Origin of the sequence: Sphingomonas sp. CARO-RG-8B-R24-01 (assembly GCF_022662295.1) — a bacterium.
Classification (GTDB): domain Bacteria; phylum Pseudomonadota; class Alphaproteobacteria; order Sphingomonadales; family Sphingomonadaceae; genus Sphingomonas.
The window spans coordinates 128,007-154,906 of sequence record NZ_JAKNQI010000003.1; the positions used below are offsets into that span (position 1 = coordinate 128,007).

The 26,900-nt window shown below is 67.1% G+C and carries 22 protein-coding genes and 1 pseudogene; 13 read left to right on the plus strand and 10 right to left on the minus strand.

Features of this window, described 5'->3' with window-relative positions; translation table 11 throughout:
- Window positions 1-36 precede the first annotated feature (36 nt).
- Complete coding sequence (locus L8G49_RS08455) at window positions 37-546, plus strand: hypothetical protein (protein WP_242139811.1); 510 nt, start codon at window positions 37-39, stop codon at window positions 544-546.
- 141 nt (window positions 547-687) lie between these two features.
- Here L8G49_RS08455 and groL read toward each other — a convergent pair whose 3' ends face one another.
- Together groL and groES are read right to left on the minus strand one after the other, a co-directional pair.
- Entirely contained in the window at window positions 688-2,334 is a 1,647-nt protein-coding gene (groL, locus tag L8G49_RS08460; protein WP_010162030.1) for a chaperonin GroEL, read from the minus strand.
- Window positions 2,335-2,387: 53 nt separating this feature from the next.
- Window positions 2,388-2,675 carry a co-chaperone GroES gene (gene groES, locus L8G49_RS08465; protein ID WP_010162031.1) on the minus strand — a complete coding sequence of 96 codons (288 nt, stop codon included), beginning with the start codon at window positions 2,673-2,675 and terminating at the stop codon, window positions 2,388-2,390.
- 252 nt (window positions 2,676-2,927) lie between these two features.
- Here groES and sppA point away from each other — a divergent pair, with 252 nt between their 5' ends.
- The 6 genes from sppA (at window position 2,928) to L8G49_RS08495 (ending at window position 9,996) form a co-directional block, all read left to right on the plus strand.
- A complete protein-coding gene (gene sppA, locus L8G49_RS08470; RefSeq protein ID WP_242184118.1) occupies window positions 2,928-4,808 on the plus strand; it encodes a signal peptide peptidase SppA in 1,881 nt (626 codons plus the stop codon).
- Window positions 4,805-5,404 (plus strand): GNAT family N-acetyltransferase, encoded by a 600-nt coding sequence (locus tag L8G49_RS08475; RefSeq protein ID WP_242184120.1) that lies wholly within the window; start codon window positions 4,805-4,807, stop codon window positions 5,402-5,404. Before sppA ends, L8G49_RS08475 begins: the two co-directional genes overlap by 4 nt.
- 103 nt (window positions 5,405-5,507) lie before the next feature.
- Window positions 5,508-5,897: an endonuclease domain-containing protein gene (locus L8G49_RS08480; protein ID WP_242184130.1), complete on the plus strand. Its 390-nt coding sequence runs from the start codon at window positions 5,508-5,510 to the stop codon at window positions 5,895-5,897.
- Between the two features lie 49 nt (window positions 5,898-5,946).
- On the plus strand, window positions 5,947-9,009 hold the full coding sequence (ileS, locus tag L8G49_RS08485) for an isoleucine--tRNA ligase (protein ID WP_242184135.1): 3,063 nt from the start codon (window positions 5,947-5,949) through the stop codon (window positions 9,007-9,009).
- Window positions 9,006-9,590 (plus strand): signal peptidase II, encoded by a 585-nt coding sequence (lspA, locus tag L8G49_RS08490; protein WP_242184149.1) that lies wholly within the window; start codon window positions 9,006-9,008, stop codon window positions 9,588-9,590. Before ileS ends, lspA begins: the two co-directional genes overlap by 4 nt.
- On the plus strand, window positions 9,583-9,996 hold the full coding sequence (locus L8G49_RS08495) for a DUF3035 domain-containing protein (protein ID WP_242139804.1): 414 nt from the start codon (window positions 9,583-9,585) through the stop codon (window positions 9,994-9,996). Before lspA ends, L8G49_RS08495 begins: the two co-directional genes overlap by 8 nt.
- 90 nt (window positions 9,997-10,086) lie before the next feature.
- On the opposite strand, the gene L8G49_RS08500 is transcribed toward L8G49_RS08495, so the two are convergent.
- The 5 genes and pseudogenes from L8G49_RS08500 to L8G49_RS08520 form a co-directional block, all read right to left on the minus strand.
- Window positions 10,087-10,878, minus strand: coding sequence for a TorF family putative porin (locus tag L8G49_RS08500; RefSeq protein WP_242139925.1), 792 nt, complete (start codon window positions 10,876-10,878; stop codon window positions 10,087-10,089).
- 193 nt (window positions 10,879-11,071) lie between these two features.
- The gene (gene metC / locus L8G49_RS08505; protein ID WP_242139803.1) at window positions 11,072-12,265 is read right to left on the minus strand and encodes a cystathionine beta-lyase; all 1,194 of its coding nucleotides are present in this window, start codon (window positions 12,263-12,265) and stop codon (window positions 11,072-11,074) included.
- Window positions 12,266-12,455: 190 nt separating this feature from the next.
- A pseudogene (locus tag L8G49_RS08510) lies at window positions 12,456-12,560 on the minus strand (sulfurtransferase); the annotation flags it as partial.
- A gap of 135 nt (window positions 12,561-12,695) precedes the next feature.
- Window positions 12,696-13,535 (minus strand): 3-mercaptopyruvate sulfurtransferase, encoded by an 840-nt coding sequence (sseA, locus tag L8G49_RS08515; RefSeq protein ID WP_242184156.1) that lies wholly within the window; start codon window positions 13,533-13,535, stop codon window positions 12,696-12,698.
- A gap of 33 nt (window positions 13,536-13,568) precedes the next feature.
- Window positions 13,569-15,134 carry a cryptochrome/photolyase family protein gene (locus L8G49_RS08520; RefSeq protein WP_242184158.1) on the minus strand — a complete coding sequence of 522 codons (1,566 nt, stop codon included), beginning with the start codon at window positions 15,132-15,134 and terminating at the stop codon, window positions 13,569-13,571.
- 29 nt (window positions 15,135-15,163) lie between these two features.
- Here L8G49_RS08520 and queF point away from each other — a divergent pair, with 29 nt between their 5' ends.
- From queF to L8G49_RS08535, 3 genes are all read left to right on the plus strand, one after another.
- Window positions 15,164-15,610, plus strand: coding sequence for a preQ(1) synthase (gene queF / locus L8G49_RS08525; protein ID WP_242139800.1), 447 nt, complete (start codon window positions 15,164-15,166; stop codon window positions 15,608-15,610).
- A gap of 152 nt (window positions 15,611-15,762) precedes the next feature.
- Window positions 15,763-18,036 (plus strand): glycosyltransferase family 4 protein, encoded by a 2,274-nt coding sequence (locus L8G49_RS08530; protein ID WP_242184160.1) that lies wholly within the window; start codon window positions 15,763-15,765, stop codon window positions 18,034-18,036.
- A 38-nt stretch (window positions 18,037-18,074) separates the two neighbouring features.
- The gene (locus tag L8G49_RS08535) at window positions 18,075-19,361 is read left to right on the plus strand and encodes a glycoside hydrolase family 130 protein (protein ID WP_242139798.1); all 1,287 of its coding nucleotides are present in this window, start codon (window positions 18,075-18,077) and stop codon (window positions 19,359-19,361) included.
- Between the two features lie 105 nt (window positions 19,362-19,466).
- On the opposite strand, the gene L8G49_RS08540 is transcribed toward L8G49_RS08535, so the two are convergent.
- Window positions 19,467-21,428 carry an oligopeptide transporter, OPT family gene (locus L8G49_RS08540; RefSeq protein WP_242184870.1) on the minus strand — a complete coding sequence of 654 codons (1,962 nt, stop codon included), beginning with the start codon at window positions 21,426-21,428 and terminating at the stop codon, window positions 19,467-19,469.
- Window positions 21,429-21,552: 124 nt separating this feature from the next.
- On the opposite strand from L8G49_RS08540, the gene L8G49_RS08545 reads away from it, so the two are divergent.
- Both L8G49_RS08545 and L8G49_RS08550 read left to right on the plus strand, forming a co-directional pair.
- Window positions 21,553-22,380 carry a diacylglycerol kinase family protein gene (locus L8G49_RS08545; protein WP_242184162.1) on the plus strand — a complete coding sequence of 276 codons (828 nt, stop codon included), beginning with the start codon at window positions 21,553-21,555 and terminating at the stop codon, window positions 22,378-22,380.
- 13 nt (window positions 22,381-22,393) lie between these two features.
- Entirely contained in the window at window positions 22,394-23,158 is a 765-nt protein-coding gene (locus L8G49_RS08550) for a metallophosphoesterase (RefSeq protein ID WP_242139796.1), read from the plus strand.
- Window positions 23,159-23,312: 154 nt separating this feature from the next.
- Here L8G49_RS08550 and glmM read toward each other — a convergent pair whose 3' ends face one another.
- A complete protein-coding gene (gene glmM / locus L8G49_RS08555) occupies window positions 23,313-24,653 on the minus strand; it encodes a phosphoglucosamine mutase (RefSeq protein ID WP_242184164.1) in 1,341 nt (446 codons plus the stop codon).
- A gap of 78 nt (window positions 24,654-24,731) precedes the next feature.
- On the opposite strand from glmM, the gene L8G49_RS08560 reads away from it, so the two are divergent.
- Window positions 24,732-26,003, plus strand: a complete 1,272-nt coding sequence (locus L8G49_RS08560) for a cation:dicarboxylase symporter family transporter (protein ID WP_242184166.1) — start codon at window positions 24,732-24,734, stop codon at window positions 26,001-26,003.
- A 195-nt stretch (window positions 26,004-26,198) separates the two neighbouring features.
- On the opposite strand, the gene L8G49_RS08565 is transcribed toward L8G49_RS08560, so the two are convergent.
- Entirely contained in the window at window positions 26,199-26,894 is a 696-nt protein-coding gene (locus tag L8G49_RS08565; protein ID WP_242184173.1) for an NnrU family protein, read from the minus strand.
- Between the last annotated feature and the right edge of the window lie 6 nt (window positions 26,895-26,900).

Consider the following 26,900-nt stretch of genomic DNA (forward strand, 5'->3'; position numbering starts at 1 on the left):
GTGCACCCTTTGGAGATGACAGCGATGCGGCATGGTGTGGCAACCCTCGTCCTGGCGACGGTGATGGCGATAAGCCCGACGATGGCTTCGGCGGGTGGCCAGGACAGCGTGGGACGCGCGATCACCCAACCGCTGCGCGATACGCGACTGAAGAACCAGAAAATCCCGGCGGTGCTCCAGCTCGCGGCATCGGCACCCTATTCGGGGGCAAATACCGGCAGCTGTTCGGCCATCCTTGCCGAAGTGCGCCGCCTGGAGGCCGCGCTCGGACCCGACGCGGATTCAGCGCGGCGCGCGAAGGGGGAGGGGTCGGCAGTCGCAGCCGTTGCGGCGCGGACTGCGGTCAACTCGCTGATCCCGGGGCTCGGGATCGTCCGGGTCATCACGGGCGCAGACAAGGAACAGCGCCGCGCCGAGGCGGCGGTCTATGCGGGCTCGATCCGGCGTGCCTATCTCAAGGGCATCGGCCGGATGAAGCGCTGCGGTACGCCGGCGGCTCCAACCGCCGCCGCGATCGCCGATACGCCGGAGCTCGACCGCGAGTAACGTGCACGCAGGGCACGAGAAAAGGGCCGGAGGATCGCTCCCCCGGCCCTTTCTTTGGTCCAGCCGAACGGCCGGGCGTCGGTTCCTGCCGAACCAGCAAGGACCCGCGCCGACCGAGCGGTCGGCGCAGGCCCCGCCGGATCAGAAGTCCATGCCGCCCATGCCGCCCATGCCGCCGCCGCCGCCCATCGGCATGGCGGGCTTGTCTTCCGGCATTTCCGACACGGCCGCTTCGGTCGTGATCAGCAGGCCCGAGACCGAGGCTGCGTCCTGCAGCGCGGTGCGGACGACCTTGGTCGGGTCGATCACGCCGCTCTCCACGAGGTTCTCATACTGGTCGGTCTGTGCGTTGAAGCCCATCGTCGGGTCGTTGCCGTCCAGCAGCTTGCCCGAGATGACCGCACCGTCATGGCCCGCATTCGCCGCAATCTGGCGAACCGGCGCGTAGAGCGCCTTGCGGACGATATCGATGCCGCGGGTCTGGTCGTCGTTCGCGCCCTTCATGCCCTCGAGGGCCTTGGTTGCGTACAGCAGAGCCGTACCGCCGCCGGGGACGATGCCCTCTTCGACGGCTGCGCGGGTTGCGTGCAGCGCGTCGTCGACGCGGTCCTTGCGCTCCTTGACCTCGACTTCGGTCGAACCACCGACCTTGATCACGGCAACGCCGCCGGCCAGCTTTGCGAGACGCTCCTGGAGCTTCTCCCGGTCATAGTCGGACGTCGTGTTCTCGATCTGCTGACGGATCGCATCGGTGCGGCCCTTGATCGACTCGTGATCGCCCGCGCCATCGACGATGGTCGTGCTGTCCTTGTCGAGCGTGACGCGCTTGGCGGTGCCGAGCATGCCGAGCGTGACCGACTCGAGCTTGATGCCGAGGTCTTCCGAGATCATCTCGCCCTTGGTCAGGATCGCGATGTCCTCGAGCATCGCCTTGCGGCGATCGCCGAAGCCCGGTGCCTTGACCGCTGCGACCTTGAGGCCGCCGCGCAGCTTGTTGACGACGAGCGTGGCAAGTGCCTCACCCTCGATGTCCTCGGCGATGATCAGGAGCGGACGACCCGACTGGACGACGGCTTCCAGGATCGGGAGCATCGCCTGCAGGTTCGACAGCTTCTTCTCGTGGATCAGGATGTAGGGATCCTGAAGCTCGACGGTCATTTTGTCGGGGTTGGTGATGAAGTAGGGCGACAGATAGCCGCGGTCGAACTGCATGCCTTCGACGACGTCGAGCTCGAACTCGAGACCCTTGGCTTCCTCGACGGTGATCACGCCTTCCTTGCCGACGCGCTCCATCGCTTCAGCGATCTTCTCGCCGACGACGGTGTCGCCGTTTGCCGAGATGATGCCGACCTGGGCGACTTCCTTGGTGCCGGCAACCGGCTTCGAGCGGGCCTTGAGGTCCTTGACGACTTCGACGACCGCGAGGTCGATACCGCGCTTGAGGTCCATCGGGTTCATGCCCGCTGCAACCGACTTCATGCCCTCACGAACGATCGCCTGCGCCAGAACCGTTGCGGTGGTCGTGCCGTCGCCAGCGATGTCGTTGGTCTTCGACGCGACTTCGCGCAGCATCTGCGCGCCCATGTTCTCGAACTTGTCCTTGAGCTCGATTTCCTTGGCGACGGTGACGCCGTCCTTGGTGATGCGCGGGGCACCGAAACTCTTGTCGATCACGACGTTGCGGCCCTTTGGCCCCAGCGTGACCTTGACCGCGTCGGCGAGAATATCAACGCCGCGGAGAATGCGCTCACGGGCGTCACGCCCGAATTTTACGTCCTTGGATGCCATGGTGGGCTACCCTTTCAGAAGTTGAAGATAGTGAAGGTCGTTTACGGAAAGACTCAGGCAACGATGCCGAGAATGTCCGATTCCTTCATGATCAGAAGGTCTTCGCCGTCGATCTTGATTTCGGTGCCGGACCATTTGCCGAACAGCACCTTGTCGCCGGCCTTGACTTCGAGCGGGTGGATTTCACCGGCTTCGTTACGCGCGCCGGTGCCGGCGGCGACGACTTCGCCTTCCTGCGGCTTTTCCTTGGCGGTTTCCGGGATGATGATCCCGCCTGCGGTCTTCTCTTCTGCCTCTACGCGGCGGACGAGGACGCGGTCGTGCAACGGACGAAAGTTCATGCGCGGAGTCCCTTTTCTATGAACAGCTGTTGGCACTCGCCAGCGGTGAGTGCCAGCACGGCGCATATGCGTACGCCACCCGCCATCGTCAATACGGGCTGCCCGCGATTCTCTGGCGAGCCGGTCCTATTCGCGGGCGGGCCGAGCCGCGCGCCAAAAAGCTGTGTTGCGCCGCTAACACGCATTTACTCGCGCCAAGCGCTGCTCTAGCTGTACGCGGTAATTTTCCGCGATTTGCAGGGAGCGGCGCAGGTGAAACTCGTTCGGGGCGCTTGGAAACTTTTGGTCGGGATCAAGGATGCGCTGGTGCTGGTCGCCATGCTGCTGTTCTTCGGCCTGTTGTTCGGCCTGCTCGCGGCGAAACCCAATGCGGGCGCGATCAAGGATGGCGCGCTGGTGCTCAAGCTCGACGGCCCGATCGTCGAGCAGCCCTCGCCCGGCGACCCGTTCGCGGCACTCGGCGGCGGCGGGTCGACCCCCGAATATCGCTTGCGCGACGTCGTGCGCGCGCTCGACAAGGCGGCGAAGGACGACCGCGTCAAGACGGTGGTGCTCGATCTCGACTCGTTCGCGGGCGGCTATCCCGCATCGCTGACCGAAGTCGGCGATGCGCTCCGCCGTGTGCGCGATACGGGCAAGCCGGTGCTCGCCTACGCGACCGCTTATACCGACAGCGGCTACCGCCTTGCTGCGAACGCCAGCGAGATCTGGATGAGCCCGATGGGCGGCACGCTGTTCATGGGGCCGGGCGGAAGCCAGCTCTATTACAAGGGCCTGATCGACAAGCTCGGCGTCAACGCGCACGTCTACCGCGTCGGCAAGTACAAGTCGTTCGTCGAGCCTTACACGCGCACCGAAGCCTCGCCCGAGGCGAAGGAAGAAGTCGTCAAGCTGTACCAGGTGCTGTTCCAGCAGTGGCAGGAAGTGGTCGCAAAGGCGCGGCCCAAGGCGAAATTCCAGCCGTTCCTGACGACTCCCGGCGCGGTCATCACCGCGGCGCAGGGCAATATCGCCGAGGCCAACCTCAAGGCGGGGATCGTCGACAAGCTCGGCACCCGGCTCGATTTCGGCAAGCGCGTCGCGCAGCTCGCGGGTACCCCCAATGGCAAGGCACCGGGGACGTTCAACACGATCAAGCTCGCCAATTACGTCGCGGCGAACCCGCTGCCGACCGCTGGCGCCAAGATCGGCGTGCTGACGATCGCGGGCGACATCATCGACGGCAAGTCCAAGGCGGGCTCGGTCGGCGGCGACACGGTCGCCAAGCTGGTGCTCGACGGCCTCGCCAAGAAAGACCTCAAGGCGCTCGTGGTCCGCGTCGATTCGCCCGGCGGCTCGGCGCTCGCATCCGAGGACATGCGCCGCGCGATCATCGAGGCTAAAGCGCAGAAGCTGCCGATCGTCGTGTCGATGGGCAATCTCGCGGCGTCGGGCGGCTATTGGGTGTCGACCGTGGGCGACGTGATCTTCGCCGAGCCGACGACGATCACCGGCTCGATCGGCATCTTCGGGATCATCCCGACCTTCGAGAACACGCTCAAGAAGATCGGCCTGACCGCGGACGGTGTCCGCACCACGCCGTTGTCGGGGCAGCCGGACATTTACGGCGGCACCACGCCCGAGACCGACACGATCTTCCAGGCGGGAATCGAAAACGGCTATCGCCAGTTCATTACCCGCGTCGCGAACGCGCGGCACATGACGCCCGAGCGCGTCAACGAGATCGGGCAGGGCCGCGTCTGGGATGGCGGGACCGCGCACCAGCTTGGGCTGGTCGATCGCTTCGGCGGGTTGCAGGATGCGATCGACGAAGCCGCCAAGCGCGCCGGGTTGAAGCCCGCCGACGTCCATGCCGAATATCTCGAGAAGAAGCCGGGCGCGTTCGCGATGATGCTCCAGCAGATCCTGTCGTCGAACCGCGACGATGACGATGCCTCGGCGGGCGACGCGTTCACGCGGATGGCGGCGGATCGCCGTGCGGTGTTCGCGCGCGCTTTGGGTGACGTGAAGCGGATCGGGACGGGCGCGGCGATCCAGGCGCGCTGCCTGGAGTGCGACGGCATCGGCGGGACCGCACCGCGGCCCGGCGACGCGAAGCTGCTCGATCTGGTGCTCGCGCGGTTCGCGCTGTGATCGCGCCGCGGGAGGTTCCGTCCGAAGGGCCGACCCGCGTCGCGGTGCGGCCCGCGACGCTCGACGACGCGGCGGCGATCGCCGACATTTACCGGCCCTATGTCGAGCGCGGGACGGTCTCGTTCGAGACCGACGCGCCTGACACCGCGACGATGTGCGCGCGGATGGCCAAGTCGAACGGGCTCTACCCGTGGCTGGTCGTGACCGAGGGCGAGGGCGGGCCGGTGCGCGGCTATGCCTATGCCTCGGCGTTCCGGGATCGGCCGGCGTATCGCTACACGATCGAGACGACGGTCTATCTCGAGATCGGCACGCAGGGGCGCGGCAACGGGCGGCAATTGTACGATGCGCTGATCGACACGGTGCGCGCGCAGGGGTTTACGCATGCGATCGGGGTGATCGCGCTGCCCAATGATCATTCGATCCGGTTGCATGAGTCGGTTGGGTTCCGGCGCGCGGGGTTCTTCCGCGAGGCGGGATATAAGGACGGGCGCTGGATCGACGTGGGGTATTGGCAGTGCGAGCTTAATGCGGCGACGATCCCGCCGTTGGAGCCTAAGCCGTTTAGTGAGACGGGGATGGTGTGGAGTTGGTGAGGCTTGGGGTGTGACGGAGTAGGCGTGTCGAGGGAGTAACGAGTGCAGGAGTAGGACGCGATTAGCCCCTCCCCTTCAGGGGAGGGGTTGGGGTGGGGAAGTGATGGCCACTGAGGCGGAGCTGCTGGCTCGCGCGCATGAGATGCGGCGCAATCCTACCGAGCCTGAGGTGAGGCTGTGGCGGGCGCTTTCTAACTCCCAGCTGAATGGCCTCAAGTTTCGCCGCCAGCATGTCGTGTTCGAGGCTCAGGCGATTCTAGACGTCTTCTGCCCGGGGATCGGGCTTGGGGTGGAGGTGGATGGCGATACGCATGATGGTCCTGCCGACGGCAAACGCGACGTGCGCTTGAAAACGCTCGGCTTTACGATCATCCGCTTCGGCAATCCCGACGTCATGACGAACCTCGCAGGCGTTGCCGAGATCATCGCGGCCACTGCTTCCACTCTCCCCGACCGCTGGCAGCGCACTGCCCCACCCCAACCCCTCCCCTGAAGGGGAGGGGCTTTATAGTGTTGCGTGGCTCGGCTAAGGCCGCTTGCAAATGACTGATACCCCCGCACCCGCGCGCGATTACCGCGATACCGTCTTCCTGCCGAAGACCGATTTCCCGATGAAGGCGGGCCTCCCCGCCAAGGAGCCGGGGATTCTCGCGAAGTGGCAGGCGATGGGGCTGTACGAGAAGGTCCGCGCCGCGCGCGCCGGGCGCGAAAAGTTCATCCTGCATGACGGCCCGCCGTACGCGAATGGCGACATGCATATCGGCCATGCGCTCAACCACATCCTCAAGGATACGGTGTGCCGGACGCAGACCTTGCTCGGCAAGGACGCGCCCTATGTGCCGGGCTGGGACTGCCACGGCCTGCCGATCGAATGGAAGGTCGAGGAGCAATATCGCGCCAAGAAGCGCAACAAGGACGAGGTCCCGCCGCGCGAGTTCCGCGCCGAGTGCCGCGCCTATGCGCAGCATTGGGTCAACGTCCAGCGCGAGCAGTTGAAGCGGCTGGGCATCAACGGCGACTGGGATCACCCCTATCTGACGATGGATTTCGCCGCCGAGGCGACGATCGTCACCGAGCTGATGAAGTTCGCCGAGAGCGGCCAGCTCTATCGCGGCGCGAAGCCGGTGATGTGGTCGCCGGTAGAGAAGACCGCGCTCGCCGAGGCCGAGGTCGAATATGAGGACGTCGTGTCGACGCAGATCGACGTCGCGTTCGAGATCGTCGATGCGCCGAACGCGCCCGAGCTGGTCGGCGCCCATGCGGTAATCTGGACGACGACGCCGTGGACGATCCCGGTCAACCAGGCGCTGAGCTATGGGCCGGAGATCGAATATCTGCTGGTCCGCTTCGACGACATGGCCGAGGGGCCACGCACGTTGCTGATCGCGCATGATCTGCTCGAGAGCTTCGGCGCGCGGATCGGGCATCCGGTGATCCTCAAGATCGGCGACAGCGCGGGCACCGTCACCGCGCTCCAGTCGATCAAGGGCTCGCAGCTCGAGGGCGCGACCGCGCGGCATCCGATGGCGAACGCTTTTGCTCCCCTCCCCTTCAGGGGAGGGGCTGGGGGTGGGGCCGTCCCGTCGGGCGATGCGCTCGCTGAACGTCCCCACCCCAACCCCTCCCCTGAAGGGGAGGGGCTAAGTGTCGATCAGGACTCGCCGCTCGCCGAATTTTTCCTGAGGCCGCGGCCGTTCCTGCCGGGCGATTTCGTCACGACCGACGCTGGCACCGGGCTCGTCCATATGTCGCCCGATCATGGCGAGGACGATTTTCTGCTGTGCAAGCAGTACGGGATCGAGCCGGTCTTCGCGGTCGATGGCGCGGGGATGTATCGCGACGACTGGGCGTGGCTCGGCGGGCAGGGCTCGGTGATCAACAAGAAGTTCGTCTCTGCAGAGGGGCCGATCTGTTCGGACCTGCGCAGCGTCGGCGCGTTGATCGCGGCAAGCGATGATTTCGCGCACTCGTATCCGCATTCGTGGCGGTCGAAGGCGAAGGTGATTTTCCGCGCGACGCCGCAGTGGTTTATCCCGATGGATCTTCCTAGCCCCTCCCCTTCGGGGGAGGGGTTGGGGTGGGGCAGTCCAGCAGAGCTCGGTCTCGGTGAGACACCGGCAGAGGGCGGTCTCGGTGAGACACCCCCCACCCCCAACCCCTCCCCTGAAGGGGAGGGGCGAACTCCGCGCACTCTTCGTGAAACCGCCCTCGCGGCCATCGAAGCGACCACCTGGTATCCCCCCAAGGGCCAGAACCGCATCACCGCGATGGTCGCGGGGCGCCCGGACTGGGTCATCAGCCGCCAGCGCGCCTGGGGCGTGCCGATCACGTTGTTCGTCGATCGCAAGACCGGCCAGTATCTCGTCGACCCCGCGGTCAACGCGCGGATCGTCGCGGCGGTCAGCGCCGAGGGCGTCGATGCGTGGAGCGAGGAAGCCGCGCAGGACCTGCTCGGCCCGGACTATGCGGTCGCCGATTACGAGCGTGTCACCGACATTCTCGACGTGTGGTTCGACAGCGGCTGCACCCACGCGTTCGTGCTCGACAGCGGGCGCTGGCCCGACCTGCAATGGCCCGCCGACCTGTATCTCGAAGGCTCGGACCAGCATCGCGGCTGGTTCCAGTCGTCGCTGATGGAGAGCTGCGGGACGCGCGGGCGGGCGCCGTACAATGCGGTGCTGACGCACGGGTTCACGATGGATTCCAAGGGCATGAAAATGTCCAAGAGCCTCGGCAACACGATCAACCCGCTCGACCTGATGAAGGAATCGGGCGCGGACATCCTGCGGCTGTGGGCGCTGTCGGTCGATTTCACCGAGGATCACCGGATCGGCAAGGAGATCCTGAACGGCGTCTCCGACCAGTATCGCAAGTTGCGCAACACCTTCCGCTATCTGCTCGGCGCGCTCGAAGGGTTCGACGAGGCCGAGCGGCTCCCGGTCGCGGAGATGCCCGAGCTCGAACGCTATGTGCTCCAGCTGCTTGCCGAGCTCGACGCCAAGCTGCGCGCGGCGGTCGCGGTGTATGATTTCAACAGCTACGTGCGCTTGCTGACCGAGTTCGCGCAGGAGGACCTGTCCGCCTTCTACTTCGATATCCGCAAGGATTCGCTGTATTGCGACGGGGTGGACGATCCCAAGCGGCGCGGGTGCCGGACCGTGTTCGACATGCTGTTCCACGCGCTGGTGCGCTATGCCGCCCCCGTGCTGTGCTTCACCGCCGAGGAGACGTGGCAGGCGCGCTTCCCGAGCGAAGACGAGTCGGTGCATCTGCTCGAATGGCCCGAGCTCCCCGCGGTCGACGGCGTGGACGTCGCGCATTGGGCGCAGGTCCGCGCACTCCGCACGCAAGTGACCGAGGCGATCGAACCGCTGCGGCGCGAAAAGATCGTGCGCTCCAGCCTCGAGGCGGAGGTCGTCGTTCCCGACGCGCCGATGCCGGTGGAGGCGCTCGCCGAGCTGTTCATCGTCGCCAAGGTGACGACGGGCGCGGGCGTGGCGGTCAACCGGACCGACTTCCACAAATGCGGGCGTTGCTGGCGGCACCTGCCCGAAGTCACGGTCGACGGCGATTTGTGCGATCGCTGCGAAGAGGTGGTGGCATGAAGCTCCCCTTCGCCGGCCTCGCGACCGCCACCCTGCTGTTCCTGTGCGACCAGGCGGCAAAGCTCGGCGTGACCGAGGGGCTCAAGCTCGACGCGATGACCGACGCGCATTATGTCACGGCGTTCTTCAACCTGCGCTTCGTCGCCAACCACGGTGTTTCGCTCGGGCTGCTCCATGCCGATACCGACACGATGCGCTGGCTGCTGGTCGCGATGACCGGCGCGATCGCGCTCGGCGTGCTGGTGTGGATGTGGCGCGAGACCAACCGCGTGGAGCAGGCGGCGCTCGGCCTCGTGCTCGGCGGCGCGATGGGGAATATCCTCGATCGCATGCGGCTCGGCTATGTCGTGGACTTCGCCGATCTGCATTTCGGCAGCTGGCAGCCGTTCCTCGTGTTCAATATCGGCGATGCCGCGATCTCGATCGGCGTCGTCATCTTGTTCGCGCGCGCGCTTCTGGTACGAGAGAAGCCGGTGCGGGGGGCTCCGGCAGCGGATGCACCAGCGACCGGGGCCGGAACGCCACCGGGCGCGACGATTTCAGGGGCAGATCAGGGCCCAACGGAGACTTTGCATGCGTAAATCGACGACCATCGCCGCTGGGCTCGCGCTCGTCCTGCTTGCCTCGGGCTGCGCGCACAACCGCGTCGGTCGCAGCGGCCCCGACGAGTTCACCGTCGCGCGCCAGGCACCGCTGGTGATCCCGCCCGATTTCTCGCTGACCCCGCCCAAGCCGGGTGCGGCGCGCGCGAACGACGTCAGCCCCAACGCACAGGCGCTCGACGCGCTGTTCGGCGGCACGGCACAGCGCAGCGCGGGGGAAGCGGCGACGATCAGCCAGGCGGGGATCGACAATGACGATCCGGGCATCCGCTCGTCGGTCGGCGACCCGGGGACGACCGTGGTCGACAAGGGTACCACCACCCGCGACATCGTTTCCGCCCCCGAGGGTGATGGGCAGACCGCGCGGACGGCCACGCCCAAATAAGCGTTCGCCGCGCGAGCACGAAAAAAGGGGGGCATCGCTGCCCCCCTTTTTGTATCCGTCCGTCACCCCGGCGGGATCAGGCGGGGAGGATCAGAACGCCACGCCGAGCGAGGCGACGACGCCGCCCTTGCTGACGTTGCGGCCGGTGCCCGACAGGAACCGCGCGTCGGTATCGACATAGGATACCCCCAGCGTCAGCACCTTGTAGGTCGCGGTCGCGCCGAGGCCCCAATCGGTATAGCCCTTCTTGCCGGTCGAATCGGTCGCGAGCCAGCTCGGTCCGAAACTATGCCCGACGTGCGCGGTCAGGCCGAGCGGGGTCTTCGGGATCCCGGCCGAGAAATCGCCCGCCAGATAGACGTTGTCGCGCTTGCGCAGCAGGCCGGATGCGCCCTGGTCGAGCGCGAGAGCCTTCTGCTTGGGCGCATAATTGACCGTCACCTTGGAGGTCAGCGGACCGAAGGTGTGCGAGATGTCGGCATAGGGCTCGATGAAGTCCGAGCTGCTCCTGTCGCCGGTCGGATGCGTCTTGGGATAGAAGTAATAGAGCGCCCCCACGTCGAAGGTCGTGCCGCCGACGGTCTTCTTGTAGCCGCCGATCAGATCGATTTCCTGGTGGCCGGTGCCCGCGACGGTGACGTAATCGTCGACCGAAGACCCCCAGACCGAGACGTAGAAGCCCGACTGGTGCGTGACGGTGATCGACCCCTGCACGGCCGCATTCCGGTCGGTCTGCGAGATGCCGCGGAAACGATAGTCGGTCACGACGGCGGCGGTGCCGTTGATCGTGATCGCCGGTGGCGGTGCGGTTTCCTGCGCGAGGGCAGGCGTAGCGGATGCGACGAGCATGAGCCCGCCGAGCGTTGTTCTGGAGAAGCGCATCATTTCCCTTTCGAAAATGCGACTGTCCCCGCCTGCTTTCCCCGATCCAGCATCTGTCGACGGCTTGAAGCCATCCCGCGCCGATAACCGAAGAGGTGCCGACAATGCCGTGTTCTGCTGCGCCGCACAAGCGGGATTGCCCGACCGTTGCCGGTTCGTAAGGAAATGTTGCTACTACGCCACAGGTGCCGCGTCAGCCGATCGCGGCAAACCGCGCCAGGCCGGCAGCGAGGTCGGCGATGAGATCCTCGGGATCCTCCAGGCCGATCTGCAACCGCACCATCGGCCCGGCATCGGCGCGGCGCGTGACGCTGCGATGGCGTTGCGGGTCGACCGGGATCGCGAGGCTCTCATACCCGCCCCAGCTGTAGCCGATGCCGAAATGCGCGAGCCCGTCGATCAGCGCGGCGCGCGCGCGCTCGTCGCCGCCTTGCAGCACGAAGGAGAACAGGCCGGACGAGCCGGAGAAGTCGCGCATGAACGTCTCGTGTCCCGGGCAGCCGGGGAGGGCGGGGTGGAGGACGGTCGCCACCTCCGGCTGGTCCTGCAACCAGTGCGCGATCTGGAGCGCGCTCTGCTCGTGCTGGCGCAGCCGGATCGCCATGGTGCGCAGCCCGCGCGACCCGAGCCAGCAATCATCCGGGCTGGCGACCTGCCCGAGCTGGAAGCTGGTGTCGCGCAGCCGCGCGAAATGCCCGGGCGCGGCCGTCACCGAGCCGAGCATCACGTCGCTGTGCCCGACGACGTACTTGGTGCACGCGAGGATCGTCAGGTCGATGCCGTGCGCGATCGCGGGGAAGAACAGGGGCGTCGCCCAGGTATTGTCGAGCAGCGTGGTGACGCCGCGCGCCCTGGCGGCGGCGACGATCGCGGGCACGTCCTGCACTTCGAAGGTCAGGCTGCCCGGGCTTTCGAGCAGGATGGCGCGAGTGGTGTCACTGATGACGTCGGCCATCCCTGCGCCGATCAGCGGATCGTAGAAGCGCGTGGCGATCCCCATGCGGGCGAGCAGCCCGTTGGCGAGCGAGCGGGTGGGATCATAAGCGGTGTCGGGGATCAGCACCTCGTCGCCGGGGGACAGGACCGACAGCAATGCGGCGGCGATCGCGGCGACGCCGGAGGGGTAGAGGAACGTGCCTTCCGCGCCGGGCTCGAGTTCGGTCAGCGCGTCGGCGAGGCTCCATTGGGTCGGGGTGCCGCGGCGTCCGTAGAACAGCCGGTGGTGGGTGTCGCGCGCGCCGGCCGCGCGCAGGTCGGCGACCGAGTCGTAGAGGATCGTGGAAGCGCGCCAGACTGGGGTGTTGACGATCCCCTGCGTCCATTCCTTGCGGCGACCGGCGGTGACGACGCGGGTGGAGGTGCCCTTGGGGGTGTCGGTTTCGTTCATGGCGCTGGGTCCTGCAATGCTCGACACTGCAAAGCGGGGGGCGCGGCGAAAGGCAAGGGTGGTTCGTTCAAGCCCCTCCCCTTCAGGGGAGGGGTTGGGGGTGGGGACGTGCCTCGCAGAGAGCTCAGTTTTGCTGGACGGCCCCACCCCAACCCCTCCCCCGAGGGGGAGGGGCTTAGAAAGAAGAATGTTAAGCTGCGCCGGTCGCCTTTGGCGTCGTGCGATCGGCGCCCCATTCGGACCAGCTGCCGTCCTAGACCGCCGCTTCCGTCCCGAGCAGAGGAGCGCCGAACGCAGGGGCGTTCGTTCAAGCCCCTCCCCTTCAGGGGAGGGGTTGGGGGTGGGGCAGTGCCTCGCAGAGAGGTAAGTTTTGCTGGACGGCCCCACCCCAACCCCTCCCCCGAGGGGGAGGGGCTTAGAAAGAAGAATGTTAAGCTGCGCCGGTCGCCTTTGGCGTCGTGCGATCAGCGCCCCATTCGGACCAGCTGCCGTCATAGACCGCCGCTTCCGTCCCGAGCAGATGCGCCGCGAACGCAAGCGCCGAGGCGGTGATCCCCGAGCCACAGGTCGTCACCAGCGGCTTGGCGAGATCGATCCCCGCGCCCTCGAACGCGCTGCGCAGCGCGTCGCCGGTCTTCCACGTGCCGTCTGGGTTGAACAACTGGCCCACGGGCAGGTTCTTCGACCCCGGGATATGCCCCGGATGCGTCGCGGGGCGCGGGTCGGCTTCCTCGCCGGTGAAACGTGCCGCGGAGCGCGCGTCGAGCACCTGCTCCGCGCCGCTGTCGACGTTCGCCTTCATCTGGTCGAGCGTGCGCACGCCCTTGTCGTCGGCCCAGACGGTGAAGTGCCGGTGCCGCAGCTGCTCCTTGCCGCTGGCGGTGTCGCGGCCCTCGGCCTGCCACTTGGCAAGCCCGCCATCGAGGATCGCGACGTCGTGCGCGCCGAAGGTGCGGAGCATGAACCACGCGCGCGCCGCGGTGTGATAGGGCGAGTTGTCGTACAGCACGATCCGGCTGCCGTCGCCGAGCCCGAGCGACTGCATCCGGCTCGCGAATTTCTCGGGCGTGGGGAGCATCGCGGGCAGGTCGCTCGACGTGTCGGCGATCTCGCCCAGGTCCATGAACACCGCGCCGGGAATGTGCGCCGCCTCATATTCGGCGGCGGCATCCCGGTTGCCGAAACCCGCGAAATAGGTCGCGTCGACGATCCGCAGGTCGTTCGCGCCCAGCTCGTTCGCGAGCCATTCGGTGGTCACCAGCGAGTCCATCTGCCGTCTCCTTTTATGGTCGTTCCGGAGAGCCTAACGCGGCGCCGCGGCGGCGTCGAGACGGTCGAGAAAGGCTTTTGCCGACCCGCGGATCTCGTCCCGGGTCGCGGGCGCCATCTTGCTCCATGTCCGATAGGGCATCGCCATGCGCGGATTGCGCGCGAGCGTGTCCTCGTGCCGCGCGATGAAATCCCAGTAGAGCGCGTTGAACGGGCAGGCGTCGGGGCCGGTTCGCTGGCGGACGTCGTAGCGGCAACCCTTGCAGTAATCGGACATCTTGTTGATGTAAGCGCCGCTCGCCGCATAGGGTTTGGAGCCGAGCAGGCCACCGTCGGCGAACTGGCTCATACCGAGCGTGTTGGGCAATTCGACCCATTCATAGGCGTCGATATATATTTCGAGATACCACAGATGGACCGCGTGCGGGTCCGCGCCGATCAGCAGCGCGAAGGTGCCCGTCACCATCAGCCGCTGGATATGATGCGCGTGCGCGTTGGCGAGCGTCTGGCCGAGCGCCTCGGCCATGCAGTGCAGGTCGGTCTCGCCGGTCCAGTAGAACGCCGGGAGGGCGCGCGTCGCGCCGAGCGCGTTGCGGTGCGCATAGTCCGGCCCCTCGCGCCAGTAGATCCCCCGAACATATTCGCGCCAGCCGATGATCTGGCGGATGAAGCCCTCGGCGGCGTTGACCGGCACCTTGCCCGCGCGGAACCGCTTCTCGACCGCGCGGCACAGGGCAAGCGCGTCGAGCAGCCCGACGTTGAGGTAGGGCGACAGCAACGAATGCCACAGCGCGGGCTCGCCGGTCAGCATCGCGTCCTGGTAATCGCCGAAGCCCGCGAGCGCATGGTCGAGGAACTGCTGCTGCTGGCGTTCCGCATCCGCGGCGGTCACCGCCCAGGCGAAGCTGTCGAGGCTGCCGGGGTGATCCGCGAACCGGTCCGCCACCAGCGCGAGCACGTCCTGCGTGATCGCATCGGGGGGAAAGCGCAGGGGCCGCGGCATCAGCAGGTCGGATTGCGCGGGCTTGCGATTGTCGTGGTCGAAATTCCACTGGCCGCCGACGGGATCCTTGCCGTCCATCAGCAACCCCGTCTTGCGGCGCATGTCGCGGTAGAAATATTCCATGCGGAGCTGCTTGCGTTCGTCCGCCCAGGTCTCGAACTCGGCATGCGTCGCGAGGAACCGGTCGTCGCTGCGGATGTCGACGGGAATGCCGAACACCGTTTCCCACGCCTCGAGCATCGCCTGGACGCGCCATTCGCCGGCCTCCGTCACCACGATCCGCGCCGGATCATGCCGCGCGACCGCCCGTGCCACCTCGCCGGTGAAGCTGCCGTGGTTGTCCGGGTCGTCCAGCGCGACGTAATCCACGCGCCAGCCGTCCGCGCGGAGCACCTCGGCATGATGCCGCATTGCGGCGAAGATGAACGCGATCTTCTGCTTGTGATGGCGCACGTAGGTGGTCTCGTCGGCGACCTCCATCAGCAGGATGCGGCTGGTCGCGCGGTCGGCATCGCGCAGCGACGACAGCGCGAACGACAGCTGGTCGCCAAGGATGGGGATGAGCGTGTCGCACGGTGCAGGGCGGGGCGGTTTCATTTCGGCGTGGGCTCTCCTATCTTTCGGGCATGACACCCTTACACCTTGGCCAGACCAGCGCGCTGCCCGCTTCGCCAGAAGCGGCGGTGCTCGATTACGTTCCCAACCCGCGCGCGGGATCGCTGTATCTCGTACGATTCGCGGTGCCCGAATTTACCTCGCTGTGTCCCGTGACCGGCCAGCCCGACTTCGCGCATCTCGTGATCGACTATGCGCCGGGCGAGACCATCGTCGAATCGAAATCGCTCAAGCTGTTCCTGGGCGCATTCCGCAACCATCAGGGATTTCACGAGGATTGCACGGTCGGCATCGGTCAGCGACTGTATGACGAAATGAGGCCGGTCTGGCTGCGAATCGGCGGCTATTGGTATCCGCGCGGTGGCATCCCGATCGACGTGTTCTGGCAGTCGGGGCCGCCGCCCGAGCACCTCTGGCTGCCGTCGCAGGACGTGCCGGGATATCGCGGCCGCGGCTGATCCGGCGGTTCGTTCATCCTGGCGCAAGGTTGATCGAGATTAGCGTGAATCCGCTGTTGCGGTGCAACATCTCTGCAACCATATTGAAACTTGGCCGTTCGTTTGGAGACAGCTGAGGGGAATTCCCCCTTTTTACTCTTAGGATTACGAGCATGGTGCACTTGGCAGATGTCGTGACCCCGATCGATCACCTTGCACTGATCGGCAATTTCCTGCCTCGGAAATGCGGCCTTGCAACATATACGACGGACACGTTCACGGCGCTGAAGGGGCGGTTCCCCGACCTGAAGATCGACGTCTATGCGATGGACGATCACCCCGGCCGCTACGTCTACCCGCCCGAAGTCACCCGCAGCATCCCCGAGCAGGACCGCGTCGCCTATCTCGACGCGGCGCGCGCGATCGAGGCGAGCGGTGCGCAGGCGATCTGGCTCCAGCACGAATATGGCATCTTCGGCGGCCCCGCGGGCGAGCATATCCTCGCGCTGCTCGACCGGGTGTCGTTGCCCGTGATCGTCACGCTCCACACGATCCTCGAAAAGCCGGATGCGGACCAGCGTCGCGTCATGGAAGGCCTGTTGCAGCGCGCCTCGCGCGTCGTCGTGATGGCCGAGCGTGGCCGGGAAATCCTCGAGCGCGTCTATGGCGCGAGCGGTCGGTCGATCGTGATGATTCCGCACGGCGTTCCGGATCGTGACTTCGTCGAGCCCGACACGCTCAAGCCGCGCTTCGGCTGGGAAGGGCGCAAGGTCGTGCTGACCTTCGGCCTGCTCGCACCGGGCAAGGGGATCGAGGTGATGATCGAGGCGCTGCCCAAGATCGTCGCGGAGCATCCCGAGACGCTGTACGCGGTGCTCGGCGCGACGCATCCCAACCTCGTCGCCTATGAGGGCGAGAAGTATCGTGACGGCCTCAAGGCGCTTGCCGAGAAGCTCGGCGTGTCGAACAACATCCAGTTCATCGATGCCTTCCTCGAGCATGACGAGCTGATCGATTATCTGCAGGCGGCGGACATTTACGCGACGCCGTATCTCAACCCGGCGCAGATTACGTCGGGCACGCTCAGCTATGCGGTCGGCGTCGGCAAGGCGGTCGTATCGACCCCGTACGTCCATGCGACCGAGATCCTGGCGGATGGGCACGGCGTGCTCGTCGACTTCAGCGATTCCGCGGCGTTCGCGCGCGAGATCAACGCGTTGCTGAGCAGCGATCGCAACCGTACGCGCTTGCAGGAACGGGCCTATGCGCGCGGTCGCACGATGATCTGGCCGCGCCTCGCGGAGGTCGCGATGCGCGAGATTGCGGGGATGGTGTCCGCCAAGCCGCGTCGGCTGCACGGTGCGCATTCGTCCTTCACGCCGCTGAAGCCCGACTTCGCGGCGGTCGAGCGGATGAGCGATTCGACCGGCATGCTCCAGCATTCGATCTATTCGGTGCCGGACCGACGTCACGGATATTGCATCGACGACAACGCGCGCGCGCTGATGCTCGTCAGCCAGATGCCGGACATGGATGAGGTCCAGCGCGATAAGTGGATGACGATCTATGCGTCGTTCCTGCAATATGCCTGGAACCCGGACATGCGCCGTTTCCGCAATTTCATGAATTTCGATCGCACCTGGTGCGAGGAAACCGGATCAGAAGATTCGAACGGGCGGACCTTGTGGGCGCTCGGCGTCACTGCGCGCGATGCGCAGTCGTCGAAGCACCGCGACTGGGCGGTCCGGATGTTCGACATGACGGCGTCGATCACGATGGAACTGGGCTCGCCCCGCGCGCATGGCTTTGCGATGCTGGGTGCGGCGGCGATGCTCGACGCACATCCGGGCCATGCCTTGTCCAGGATGATCCTGGCGCGCTACGGCGACGAACTGTGCGATCTGCTCGAAGTCGCCCGGCGGCCCGAGTGGGAGTGGTTCGAGATCGTGCTCGCCTATGACAACGCGCGCTTGCCCGAGGCGCTGATCCGCGCGGGCATGGCGCTCGAACGGCCCGAGTTCATCCAGTGCGGCCTGACCACGCTCGACTGGATCGTCGGCAAGCAGACCTCGCCCGAGGGCCGCTTCCGGGCGGTCGGCAGCGAAAGCTTCGGTCGGGTCTATGCCGAGCCGTTGCAATTCGACCAGCAGCCGCTCGAGGCGCAGGCGACGATCGATGCGTGCCATGCTGCCTATCTCGCGTCGCAGGACCTGCGCTGGGTCGAGGAAGCCGGGCGGGCGTATCGCTGGTATCTGGGTGCCAATGACCTCGACCTGCCGCTGGCGACGTCGCAGGATGGCGGCTGTTTCGATGGCCTGATGCCCACCGGACTGAACCGCAATCAGGGTGCGGAATCGATCCTGGCGCTACAAATGGCGAATTGCACGATTTCGGGGCTGGCAAAGCGTACGGAAAGCGTGGCAGGACCGAATAGCGCCGTCGCGTAGCCTCGCTCGTGACGCCGCCAAGGCGTTAAACGAGGCAAATGCGCGTGATAGAGCTGTTTCAACACCCGCTGCGGCTGCACGCAGATCCTTCCCGAGTGGTCGTCCGGCCATTCCACCTTGCGTGGTCGCGCAATGGGGGCAGCCGGACCGAACGGATCGTGGGCGCCGTGATGTCGCTCGATGCCGCGCAGACCCGTGCCGAACTCGAACTGGTCCTCAAGGATTTCGAGGCGCGGCACTGGCAGACGCGGCGCGTCTTCATGACGCGCTATGACGAGATCGAGGATATGCTCGGGATCGACGGCAGTGAGATCGGCGACGAGAAGCGCCAGCTGATCGGCGCCTATTTCTGCCACGAATACAGCTATGCCGCGGCCGCGCTGATGAACCCGAGCGCGGTGCCGCATTTCGACCAGTCGGGCATGCCCGCGGGATCGCAGCGGATCCTGATGTCGCTGCGCGCCGTCGGCGAGGGGCACATCTCCTCGGTCGCGTTCCGCGAAGGCATCATCACCGACGGCAACCAACTGAAGCTCGCGCCCGAGCCGCCGTTCGCGACCGCGACCGACGCGGTCGGGATCGACGAGGAAACGCTCCCCGAAGGGCCGATCACGGTGTTCCGCCATCGCGACTCCACCTTGTCGGGAACGGTGATCTTCCCGATCACCGCGGCGCAGTCGAAGGGGCTCGAGGATCTCCGTCTCGTCCACTTCACGCATGACGACGGTACGGTCGAGTGGCTCGGCACCTACACCGCCTATAACGGCTCGGTGATCCAGTCCGAGCTGATGCGCACCCGTGATTTCCGCGCGTTCGATCTGGTGCCGATGACCGGCCCCGCCGCACGCAACAAGGGCATGGCGCTGTTCCCGCGCAAGGTCGGCGGGCAATATATGATGATCGGGCGGCAGGACGGCGAGAACCTGTTCCTGCTCAAGTCCGACACGCTGACGCATTGGGACGAGGGGCAGAAGCTGCTGACCCCGGCGTTCCCGTGGGAGCTGGTGCAGATCGGCAATTGCGGTCCGCCGATCGAGCTCGACGAGGGCTGGCTGCTGCTCACGCACGGCGTCGGCGCGATGCGCAAATACGCGATCGGCGCGGTGCTGCTCGACAAGGCGGATCCGTCCAAGGTGATCGGCCGCACGCGCGAGCCGATCCTCGCGGCGGCGAACCAGGACCGGGAGGGCTATGTGCCCAACGTCGTCTATACCTGCGGCGCGATCCGGCATGGCGATACGCTGTTCGTGCCGTACGGCGTGGCGGACAGTTCGGTGGCGTTTGCGTTCATTCCGATCGGCTCGTTGCTCGAAGCGATGGCGTAACCGCTCTCCGGCAAAGATCGCCGGGGGGCGGGGTGTCCCGACACCTCTCCGTCATTCCCGCGCCCGCGAGAATCCCCTCAGTGCCGTCCGTCGTGTTCGGCGCCGTCAGCCAACATGTGTCCCCACCCGCCGTATCGTCGACCGATACAGGATCGCCACGATTGCGAGGAACAACACCGTCCCCCCGATCAGTGCCGCGGTTTCGTGGCCCGACATCAGCCGCAGCGGCGCATCGCGCCCGCTCAGCCACACGATCAGCGCGAACACCACGCCCCACAGGCTCTCGCCGACGATCATCCCGGTCGCGGTGAGCGTCCCCATCCGCTCGGCGACGTCGGGATTGGCGCTGCGGCGCGCCCAGCGGTCGTAGATCCAGCCGAACACCGACCCCAGCACGGTCGGCAGGATTACCGCCATCGGCAGATAGATGCCGAGCGCCACCCCGAGCGGCGGCAGCCGCAACAGCCGGAGCCGACCGAGCAGCTCGTCCAGCGCGATCAGCACCACGCCCGCCGCGACGCCGTAGCCGAGCATCCTCCAGTTCGCATCCCCCGACAGCACGCCCTTGGCGAGCGCCGAGATCAGCCCCGCCTGCGGGGCCGCGAGCGCGTTGGGCCCAGCACCGGGCACACCGACGAACCCCATCCCGCTGTTGAGTACGTTCAGCACCGGGGGAATGATCAGCGAACCGAACACCACGCCGATCACGAGCGCGACCTGCTGCTTCCACGGCGTCGCGCCGACCAGCTGGCCGGTCTTGAGATCCTGCAGATTGTCGTTCGAGATCGTCGCGACGCCGAACACGATGCCCGTGACGATCAGCGCATAGGCGATCAGCGCCCGGGTGGTGTCGGCGCCGGGATGCTGCCCGAACAGCCCGACGAGCATGACGGCGGCGCCGATCACCGCGAGGATACCGATCCCCGAGACGGGCGAATTGGACGCGCCGATCAGCCCCGCCATATAGCCACACACCGCCGCGATCATCAGCCCTGCGACGAGCACGAACACCAGCGCCCCCGCGATCAGCAACACCGCCGAGCCGACCAGCGCCCCGCCCGCGATCACGTCCCACAGCAGCCAGGCGATCGGCAGCAGCGTCAGCAGCGCGACGAGGGCGACCCAGACGATCGGCAGATCGCGTTCCTCGAGCGCAAGCGTCTCGCCCTTGCCGCGTGCCGCACTGGCCGCGAGCGCCGAGCGGACCCCGCCGACCACCGGTCCGGCGATCCTGACCAGCGTCCAGACTGCCGAGATCCCGATGACGCCCGCGCCGAAGAACCGGACGTCGCCCGTCCACACGGTGTTGACCCAGGCGGCGATGTCGCCGGGTGCCGGATGCGCGGCGGTCAGCACCGGCACCAGGACGAACCAGCCGATCACCAGGCCGAGCGCCATCGCCGCGCCGACCGAGATGCCGACGAGATGCCCGACGCCGATCAGCGCGAACGACAGGCTGCCCGAAATTCCCGTCGCGCCCGCCCCGACGCGGAAGCTCGTGGCAGCGGTGTCGGTGATGATCTTGGTCTGGGTGAGGATCGCGAAGGCGCCCGAAGCGATACTGTTCCAGATCAGGATGAGCAGGCCCTGCCGCGCCTCGGACTCGCCCTCTCGCGATTGTGCGCCGATCTGCAGCACCTCCGCCGCCGCGACACCTTCGGGGTAGGGCAGGTCGGTATCGACGACGAGCGCGCGGCGTAACGGGACCGAGAACATCACGCCGAGGATGCCGCCGGTCATCGTGATCGCGGCGGTCTGGACATAGGGGAAGTCCTGCCACCAGCCGATCATGACCAGCCCCGGCAGCACGAAGATGATCGCCGCGAGCGTCCCCGCCGCGCTCGCCACGGTCTGGACGATGTTGTTCTCGAGGATCGTCGATCCCTTGAACAGCTTGAGGATCGCCATCGAGATCACCGCCGCCGGGATCGAGGTCGCGAAGGTCAGCCCCACCTTGAGCCCGAGATAGACGTTCGCCGCGGTGAACATCAGCGTAATGACGCCGCCTAGGAGAATTCCGCGGAGCGTCAGTTCGGCGATCGGTTTGGCGGCGTGCGTATCGGTCATGTTGCACCGTTGCACCAACCGCCTGCGTCCGAACAGCGGTTTGTGGACACCGTGCGCGCCGGTCATCCCCTGCGTCCCGACCGTCGCCCAGTGACTTTTTCGGGACTGGTGCGTTGGCGGGGCGATGAAGACACTCTGGTTCATTACCAATCCCAAATCGGGCACGGCGACCGCGGCCAAGGCGAAGGCGCTGGAGGCGATCTGCGACGCACGCGGGTTGACACTGGTCGGGCGTACCGCCTTTCCCGAAGACGCGCTGCCGACTCCCCAGGCGCTGGATGCGGCGGGGGTCGACACGGCCGTGCTGTTTGCCGGCGACGGTACGATCAACGCGGCGGTGACCGCGCTGCTCGAGTGGAAAGGCGCGATCCTGATCCTGCCGGGTGGCACGATGAACCTCCTCGCCAAGCTGCTCCACGGCAGCGCCGATCCTGCCAAGATCATCGCTGCGGCGCATGCCCGCGCCCGCCGCACGCGGCTGTCGTTCGTCCAGGTCGGCGACCATCGCGCCTATGTCGGCTTGATCCTCGGGCCGGCCGCCAATTGGGTGCGCGCGCGCGAGATCGTGCGGAGCGGCAGCTTGCGGGGACTGGCGCGCGCGCTTCGCCATGCCTGGAGCCGGACCTTCGGCAAGGGGATCCGGCTCGACGGCGTGCCGGGGTTGAAGGCGGGCGCGCAGGCCGTGCTGGTCCGGGCGGACGGAGCGCAGCTGGACGTCGCCGCGATCGATGCGCGCGATTTCCGCGGCATCACGCGACTGGGCTGGGAGTGGCTGACCGGCGACTGGGTTGCCGCATCCGAGGTGACGCAGTGCCAGACGACCAGCTTTCGCACCCGCGGGAGCAAGCCCGCGCTGGCGCTGTTCGATGGCGAGCCGGTAATGCTGGAGCCGGGCAGCGAGGTGCGGCTGGGCAAGACCCGCGATCTTTTTCTCGCTACGCTCGATGGTTGAGGGGGAAACCACGATGATCCGTCTGTTTCATGTCAGCGACGTCCATTTCGGGCGCGAGGATACCGCTGCCGTCGCGTGGTTCGATGCGCTGGTCCAGGCCGAGCGCCCCGATGCCGTCGTCATGACCGGCGACCTGACGATGCGCGCGCGGCGGCGCGAATTCGCCGCGGGGCTCGCATGGCTGCAACGCCTCCCCGTTCCGGTCACGGTCGAGGTGGGCAATCATGACCTGCCCTATTGGAACCCGTTCGAACGGGTCTTCCGCCCGTATCGGCGGATGGGGAAGGTCGAGGCGATGGTCGAGCGGCCGATCGACCTGCCGGGGGTCGCGATCGTCCCGCTGGTGACGACCGCACGGGCGCAGTGGCGGCTCAACTGGTCGAAGGGCGTGGTCAGCCGTGGCGCGCTGCAGCGCACGCTCGATCTGGTGGCTGCGGTGCCTGACGACCGGCTGGTGTTCATCGCCGCGCACCATCCGCTGGTCGAGGCCGATACGCGGGCTTCGGCGAGCACGCATCGCGGGACGACCGCGCTGGCGGCGCTCGCGGCGGCGGGGGTGGATGCGGTGCTGACCGGGCATGTCCATGATCCGTTCGACATCGCGCACGCGATCGACGGGCAGGTGGTGCGGATGATCGGGGCCGGGACGCTGTCCGAACGGACGCGGACGACACCGCCGTCGTTCAATGAGGTGCGGATCCAGGACGGCAAGTTCGACGTGCTGTGCCGGACGATGTCGCCGCAGCCGGACACCGTGCTGGAACGCGAGCGGGTCTGACCGAGGGCGGGCCCGGGGGAACCGGCTTTGCGCCCGCTCCCCGCCGCGCGCTCCAGAGCCTTGCGAGCGCGCGTTCGTGCTCCCGTCGAGGCAGGCGCCCGGGAGCAGCGGCGGGGATGCTACCGGCACCCCCGCGCAGGCGCTGGACGCGCGACTATGCCGCGGCGACGCGCACCGCGTCGCAGATCCGGTCGACGACCGCCTCGACCTGCGCCAGGTCGTCGCCTTCGGCCATCACGCGGATGACGGGCTCGGTCCCCGAGGGACGGATCACCAGCCGCCCCTTGCCCTTCAGCTCGGTCTCGGCCTCGGCGATCACCGCCTTGACCGACTCCGCGTCGAGCGGCTTGCCGCCGGCGAACCGGACGTTCTTCAGAAGCTGCGGCAGGGGCTCGAACCGGTGGAGCAGTTCGCTTGCCGGTACGCCCGCGCGGGCGAGTTCGGCGAGGATCTGCAGCGCGGCGACCAGCCCGTCGCCCGTCGTCGCATAGTCCGACAGGATGATGTGCCCGGACTGTTCGCCGCCGACGTTATACCCCTGCGCGCGCATCGCCTCGAGCACGTGGCGGTCGCCGACCTTGGTACGGACCAGCCCGATGCCCTGCGTCGCGAGATGACGTTCCAGCCCGAGGTTCGACATCACCGTCGCCACCAGACCGCCGTTCTTGAGCCGCCCGGCGCGCGCCCAGCCGCTCGCGATCGTCGCCATCAGCTGGTCGCCGTCGACGACATGGCCCTTTTCATCCACCACGATCAGCCGGTCGGCATCGCCATCGAGCGCAATGCCGAGCTGCGCGCCGGTCGCCACGACCGTCTCGCACAGCGTCTGCGGCGCGGTCGAGCCGACGCCGTCGTTGATGTTCTTGCCGTTCGGCGTCACGCCGATCGACACGACGTCGGCACCCAGTTCCCACAACGCGGTCGGCGCGACCCGGTACGCCGCGCCGTTCGCGCAATCGACGACGATCTTCATCCCGTCGAGCCGCAGGTTCTCGGGGAAGGTCGACTTGGCGAAATGGATGTAGCGCCCCTGCGCATCGTCGACCCGTCGCGCGCGGCCGATCTCGGTCGCGGGGCTGAGGTCGATCTCGCCGTCGATCAGCGTCTCGATCGCGGTCTCGTCGTCGTCGGACAGCTTGTAGCCGTCAGGACCGAACAATTTGATGCCATTGTCGAAATACGGATTGTGGCTGGCCGAGATCATCACGCCGAGGTCGGCGCGCATCGACTGGGTCAGCATGGCGACCGCGGGCGTCGGCATCGGGCCGAGCAGCACCACGTCCATGCCGACGCTGGTAAAGCCCGCAACCATCGCGGACTCCAGCATATAGCCCGACAGGCGGGTGTCCTTGCCGATCACCACGCGGTGGCGATGATCACCGCGCCGGAAGTGCGCGCCGGCCGCCATGCCGACCTGCATCGCCATCGCCGCCGTCATCGGCGCGGCATTGGTGAGGCCGCGAATTCCGTCGGTACCGAAATATTTTCTTGCCATTACGCGCGCATCCGTTCGGTTATGTGCGTTCAATCCATAAGCGGGCAAATCGTGCCGCGCATCTGCAAAAGGGCCTGCATGTCGCAATCCAGCCGTATCCTGTTGTCGCTTGTCGCGGGGCTTGCCGTCGGCATTGCGCTGGCGGGCTGGGCCCCGGGGGCGGTGCCGGTGACGGTCGAGATCGCCGAGCCGATCGGGACCGCATGGCTGAACGCCTTGCAGATGACCGTGCTGCCGCTGGTGTTCTCGCTGCTCGTCACCGGGATCGCCGCCACGGCCGAGGCGGCGCGCAGCGGCGCGGTGGCGGCGCGGTCGATCGGTATCATCCTCGCGGTGATGGTGTTCAGCGCGGTGATGGCGGCGATCCTGACCCCGCTGTTTCTCCATCTCGTCCCGATGCCCGCCGCATCCGGGACCGCGCTGCGCGCCGCGCTGGCCGGGGCGGCCCCCGCCGGGCCGGTCCCGCCGATCGGGGAATTCCTCGCCGGCATGGTGCCGAGCAACGTCGTCGCGGCGGCGGCGAACGGCGGGTTCCTGTCGCTGATCCTGTTCGCGCTGGTGTTCGCCTTCGCGCTCGCGCGGATCGCGCCGGAACAGCGCGCGCTGCTGACCGGCTTCTTCGCGGCGATCCGCGACACGATGCTGGTGGTGATCGGCTGGATCATCTGGATCGCGCCGATCGGCGTGTTCGCGCTCGCAGTGACGGTGGCGGCCAAGACCGGGACCGCCGCGGTCGGCGCGCTGCTCCATTACATCGTGACGGTGTCGAGCGTCGGCGTGATCGTCTCGCTGTTCGCCTTCCCGCTCGCGGTGCTAGGCGGACGAATCGCGCTCGGGCGCTTTGCCCGGGGGGCGGCGCCGGTGCTGGCGGTGGCGATGAGCACGCAGTCCTCGCTTGCCAGTCTGCCGGCGATGCTGCGCAGTTCGGAGGAGATGGGCGTGCCCGTCGCGACCTCGGGCGTGGTCCTGCCGATCGCGGTGGCGATGCTCCGCGCGACCGGGCCGGCCATGAACCTGGCGGTCGCGATCTACGTCGCCACCTGGTTCAACGTGCCGATGAGCTTCGCGACGCTGGCCGCGGGAACCGCGGTCGCCGTGCTGACCTCGCTCGGGTCGGTCAGCCTGCCCGGGCAGATCAGCTTCATCGGCGCGATCTCACCGATCGCGGTGACCCTGGGGGTGCCGGTCGCGCCGCTCGGGTTACTCGTCGCGGTCGAGACGATCCCGGACATCTTCCGCACGATGGGGAATGTCGTGATGGATCTGGCGGTGACGCTCACCGTCTCCGCGCGCAGCGTCCCGGTCGCGACAGACAGCGCGGATGCGCTGCTGCATGAGGGGGCGGGTTAGCGGCCAGGGACCATTTTGCTGAGGTCCATCCCCCCCGTTCGGGCTGAGCGAAGTCGAAGCCTCGCTCGCGCCATGGGCCTCGGTTCGGTTTGCGAGGGCCCTTCGACTGCGCTCAGGGCGAACGGCTGGGGAATAGTCGCGTTTCCGATCGCCCCGTCCGGGCCAACGGGCCCAAGGTGACCGTTCAGACGGACTTTAGCGATACACCCAATGCCACACCCCCGCCGCGATCCCCGCGAGCGGCAGATGCGCCCAGGTCGCGACCAGCCAGATCACCACGCCGCCCGCAATGTCATGCGGCCTGAACCCGCCGAACTTCGCCCGCCGCTGCGCGATCGCGACGAACGGCCAGTAGCTCGTCTTGCGTTCCCAGTCGCGCCACAGGTCGGGCTGGAGCGATTCCTTCTTGGCGTCCTGCAGCGCCGCGCCGACCAGCGACAGCACGATGATCGCGACCGCGACGATGATGTTCGCTGCGATCGGATAGACCGCGATGTGGCACAGCCCCCACAAAGCGAACGCCCACAGCATCGGATGCCGCGTGACCGCGAACACGCCGCGCGCCGTTGCGGGCGCGGCGGTCGCGGGCTTGCCGGGAAGCGCGGGGTTCCCGAGCAGCGACCCCATCAGCAGAATGCTCGCGACGAGCATGACGAGCGTGACCGGACCCCAGATCCCCTCTCCCACCGCCCAGAGGGGCGCGGTGGCGGGAGCGGTCTGATAGCTGTGCGCGAGCCAGCCGAGCGTCGCGAAGGCAACGAGCGAATAGATTCCGAGAAACCCGTTCGCGCCGACCGCGCGCACGATCGGCGCGCGGAGCGGATGCGACAGCAGGAAGTGCGAGCCGACGAACGCCGCCGCGCTCGCGAGAACCATGTACGTGCCGTCCATCCTGTC

Excerpts from the sequence above, each read along its gene's own strand:
- groL (WP_010162030.1), bottom strand. The coding sequence starts at position 2,334 with ATGGCATCCAAGGACGTAAAATTCGGGCGTGACGCCCGTGAGCGCATT.
- groES (WP_010162031.1), bottom strand. The coding sequence starts at position 2,675 with ATGAACTTTCGTCCGTTGCACGACCGCGTCCTCGTCCGCCGCGTAGAG.
- L8G49_RS08480 (WP_242184130.1), top strand. The coding sequence starts at position 5,508 with ATGGCCACTGAGGCGGAGCTGCTGGCTCGCGCGCATGAGATGCGGCGC.
- ileS (WP_242184135.1), top strand. The coding sequence starts at position 5,947 with ATGACTGATACCCCCGCACCCGCGCGCGATTACCGCGATACCGTCTTC.
- lspA (WP_242184149.1), top strand. The coding sequence starts at position 9,006 with ATGAAGCTCCCCTTCGCCGGCCTCGCGACCGCCACCCTGCTGTTCCTG.
- L8G49_RS08495 (WP_242139804.1), top strand. The coding sequence starts at position 9,583 with ATGCGTAAATCGACGACCATCGCCGCTGGGCTCGCGCTCGTCCTGCTT.
- L8G49_RS08500 (WP_242139925.1), bottom strand. The coding sequence starts at position 10,878 with ATGCGCTTCTCCAGAACAACGCTCGGCGGGCTCATGCTCGTCGCATCC.
- metC (WP_242139803.1), bottom strand. The coding sequence starts at position 12,265 with ATGAACGAAACCGACACCCCCAAGGGCACCTCCACCCGCGTCGTCACC.
- sseA (WP_242184156.1), bottom strand. The coding sequence starts at position 13,535 with ATGGACTCGCTGGTGACCACCGAATGGCTCGCGAACGAGCTGGGCGCG.
- L8G49_RS08520 (WP_242184158.1), bottom strand. The coding sequence starts at position 15,134 with ATGAAACCGCCCCGCCCTGCACCGTGCGACACGCTCATCCCCATCCTT.
- queF (WP_242139800.1), top strand. The coding sequence starts at position 15,164 with ATGACACCCTTACACCTTGGCCAGACCAGCGCGCTGCCCGCTTCGCCA.
- L8G49_RS08530 (WP_242184160.1), top strand. The coding sequence starts at position 15,763 with ATGGTGCACTTGGCAGATGTCGTGACCCCGATCGATCACCTTGCACTG.
- L8G49_RS08535 (WP_242139798.1), top strand. The coding sequence starts at position 18,075 with ATGCGCGTGATAGAGCTGTTTCAACACCCGCTGCGGCTGCACGCAGAT.
- L8G49_RS08540 (WP_242184870.1), bottom strand. The coding sequence starts at position 21,428 with ATGACCGATACGCACGCCGCCAAACCGATCGCCGAACTGACGCTCCGC.
- L8G49_RS08545 (WP_242184162.1), top strand. The coding sequence starts at position 21,553 with ATGAAGACACTCTGGTTCATTACCAATCCCAAATCGGGCACGGCGACC.
- L8G49_RS08550 (WP_242139796.1), top strand. The coding sequence starts at position 22,394 with ATGATCCGTCTGTTTCATGTCAGCGACGTCCATTTCGGGCGCGAGGAT.
- glmM (WP_242184164.1), bottom strand. The coding sequence starts at position 24,653 with ATGGCAAGAAAATATTTCGGTACCGACGGAATTCGCGGCCTCACCAAT.
- L8G49_RS08560 (WP_242184166.1), top strand. The coding sequence starts at position 24,732 with ATGTCGCAATCCAGCCGTATCCTGTTGTCGCTTGTCGCGGGGCTTGCC.
- L8G49_RS08565 (WP_242184173.1), bottom strand. The coding sequence starts at position 26,894 with ATGGACGGCACGTACATGGTTCTCGCGAGCGCGGCGGCGTTCGTCGGC.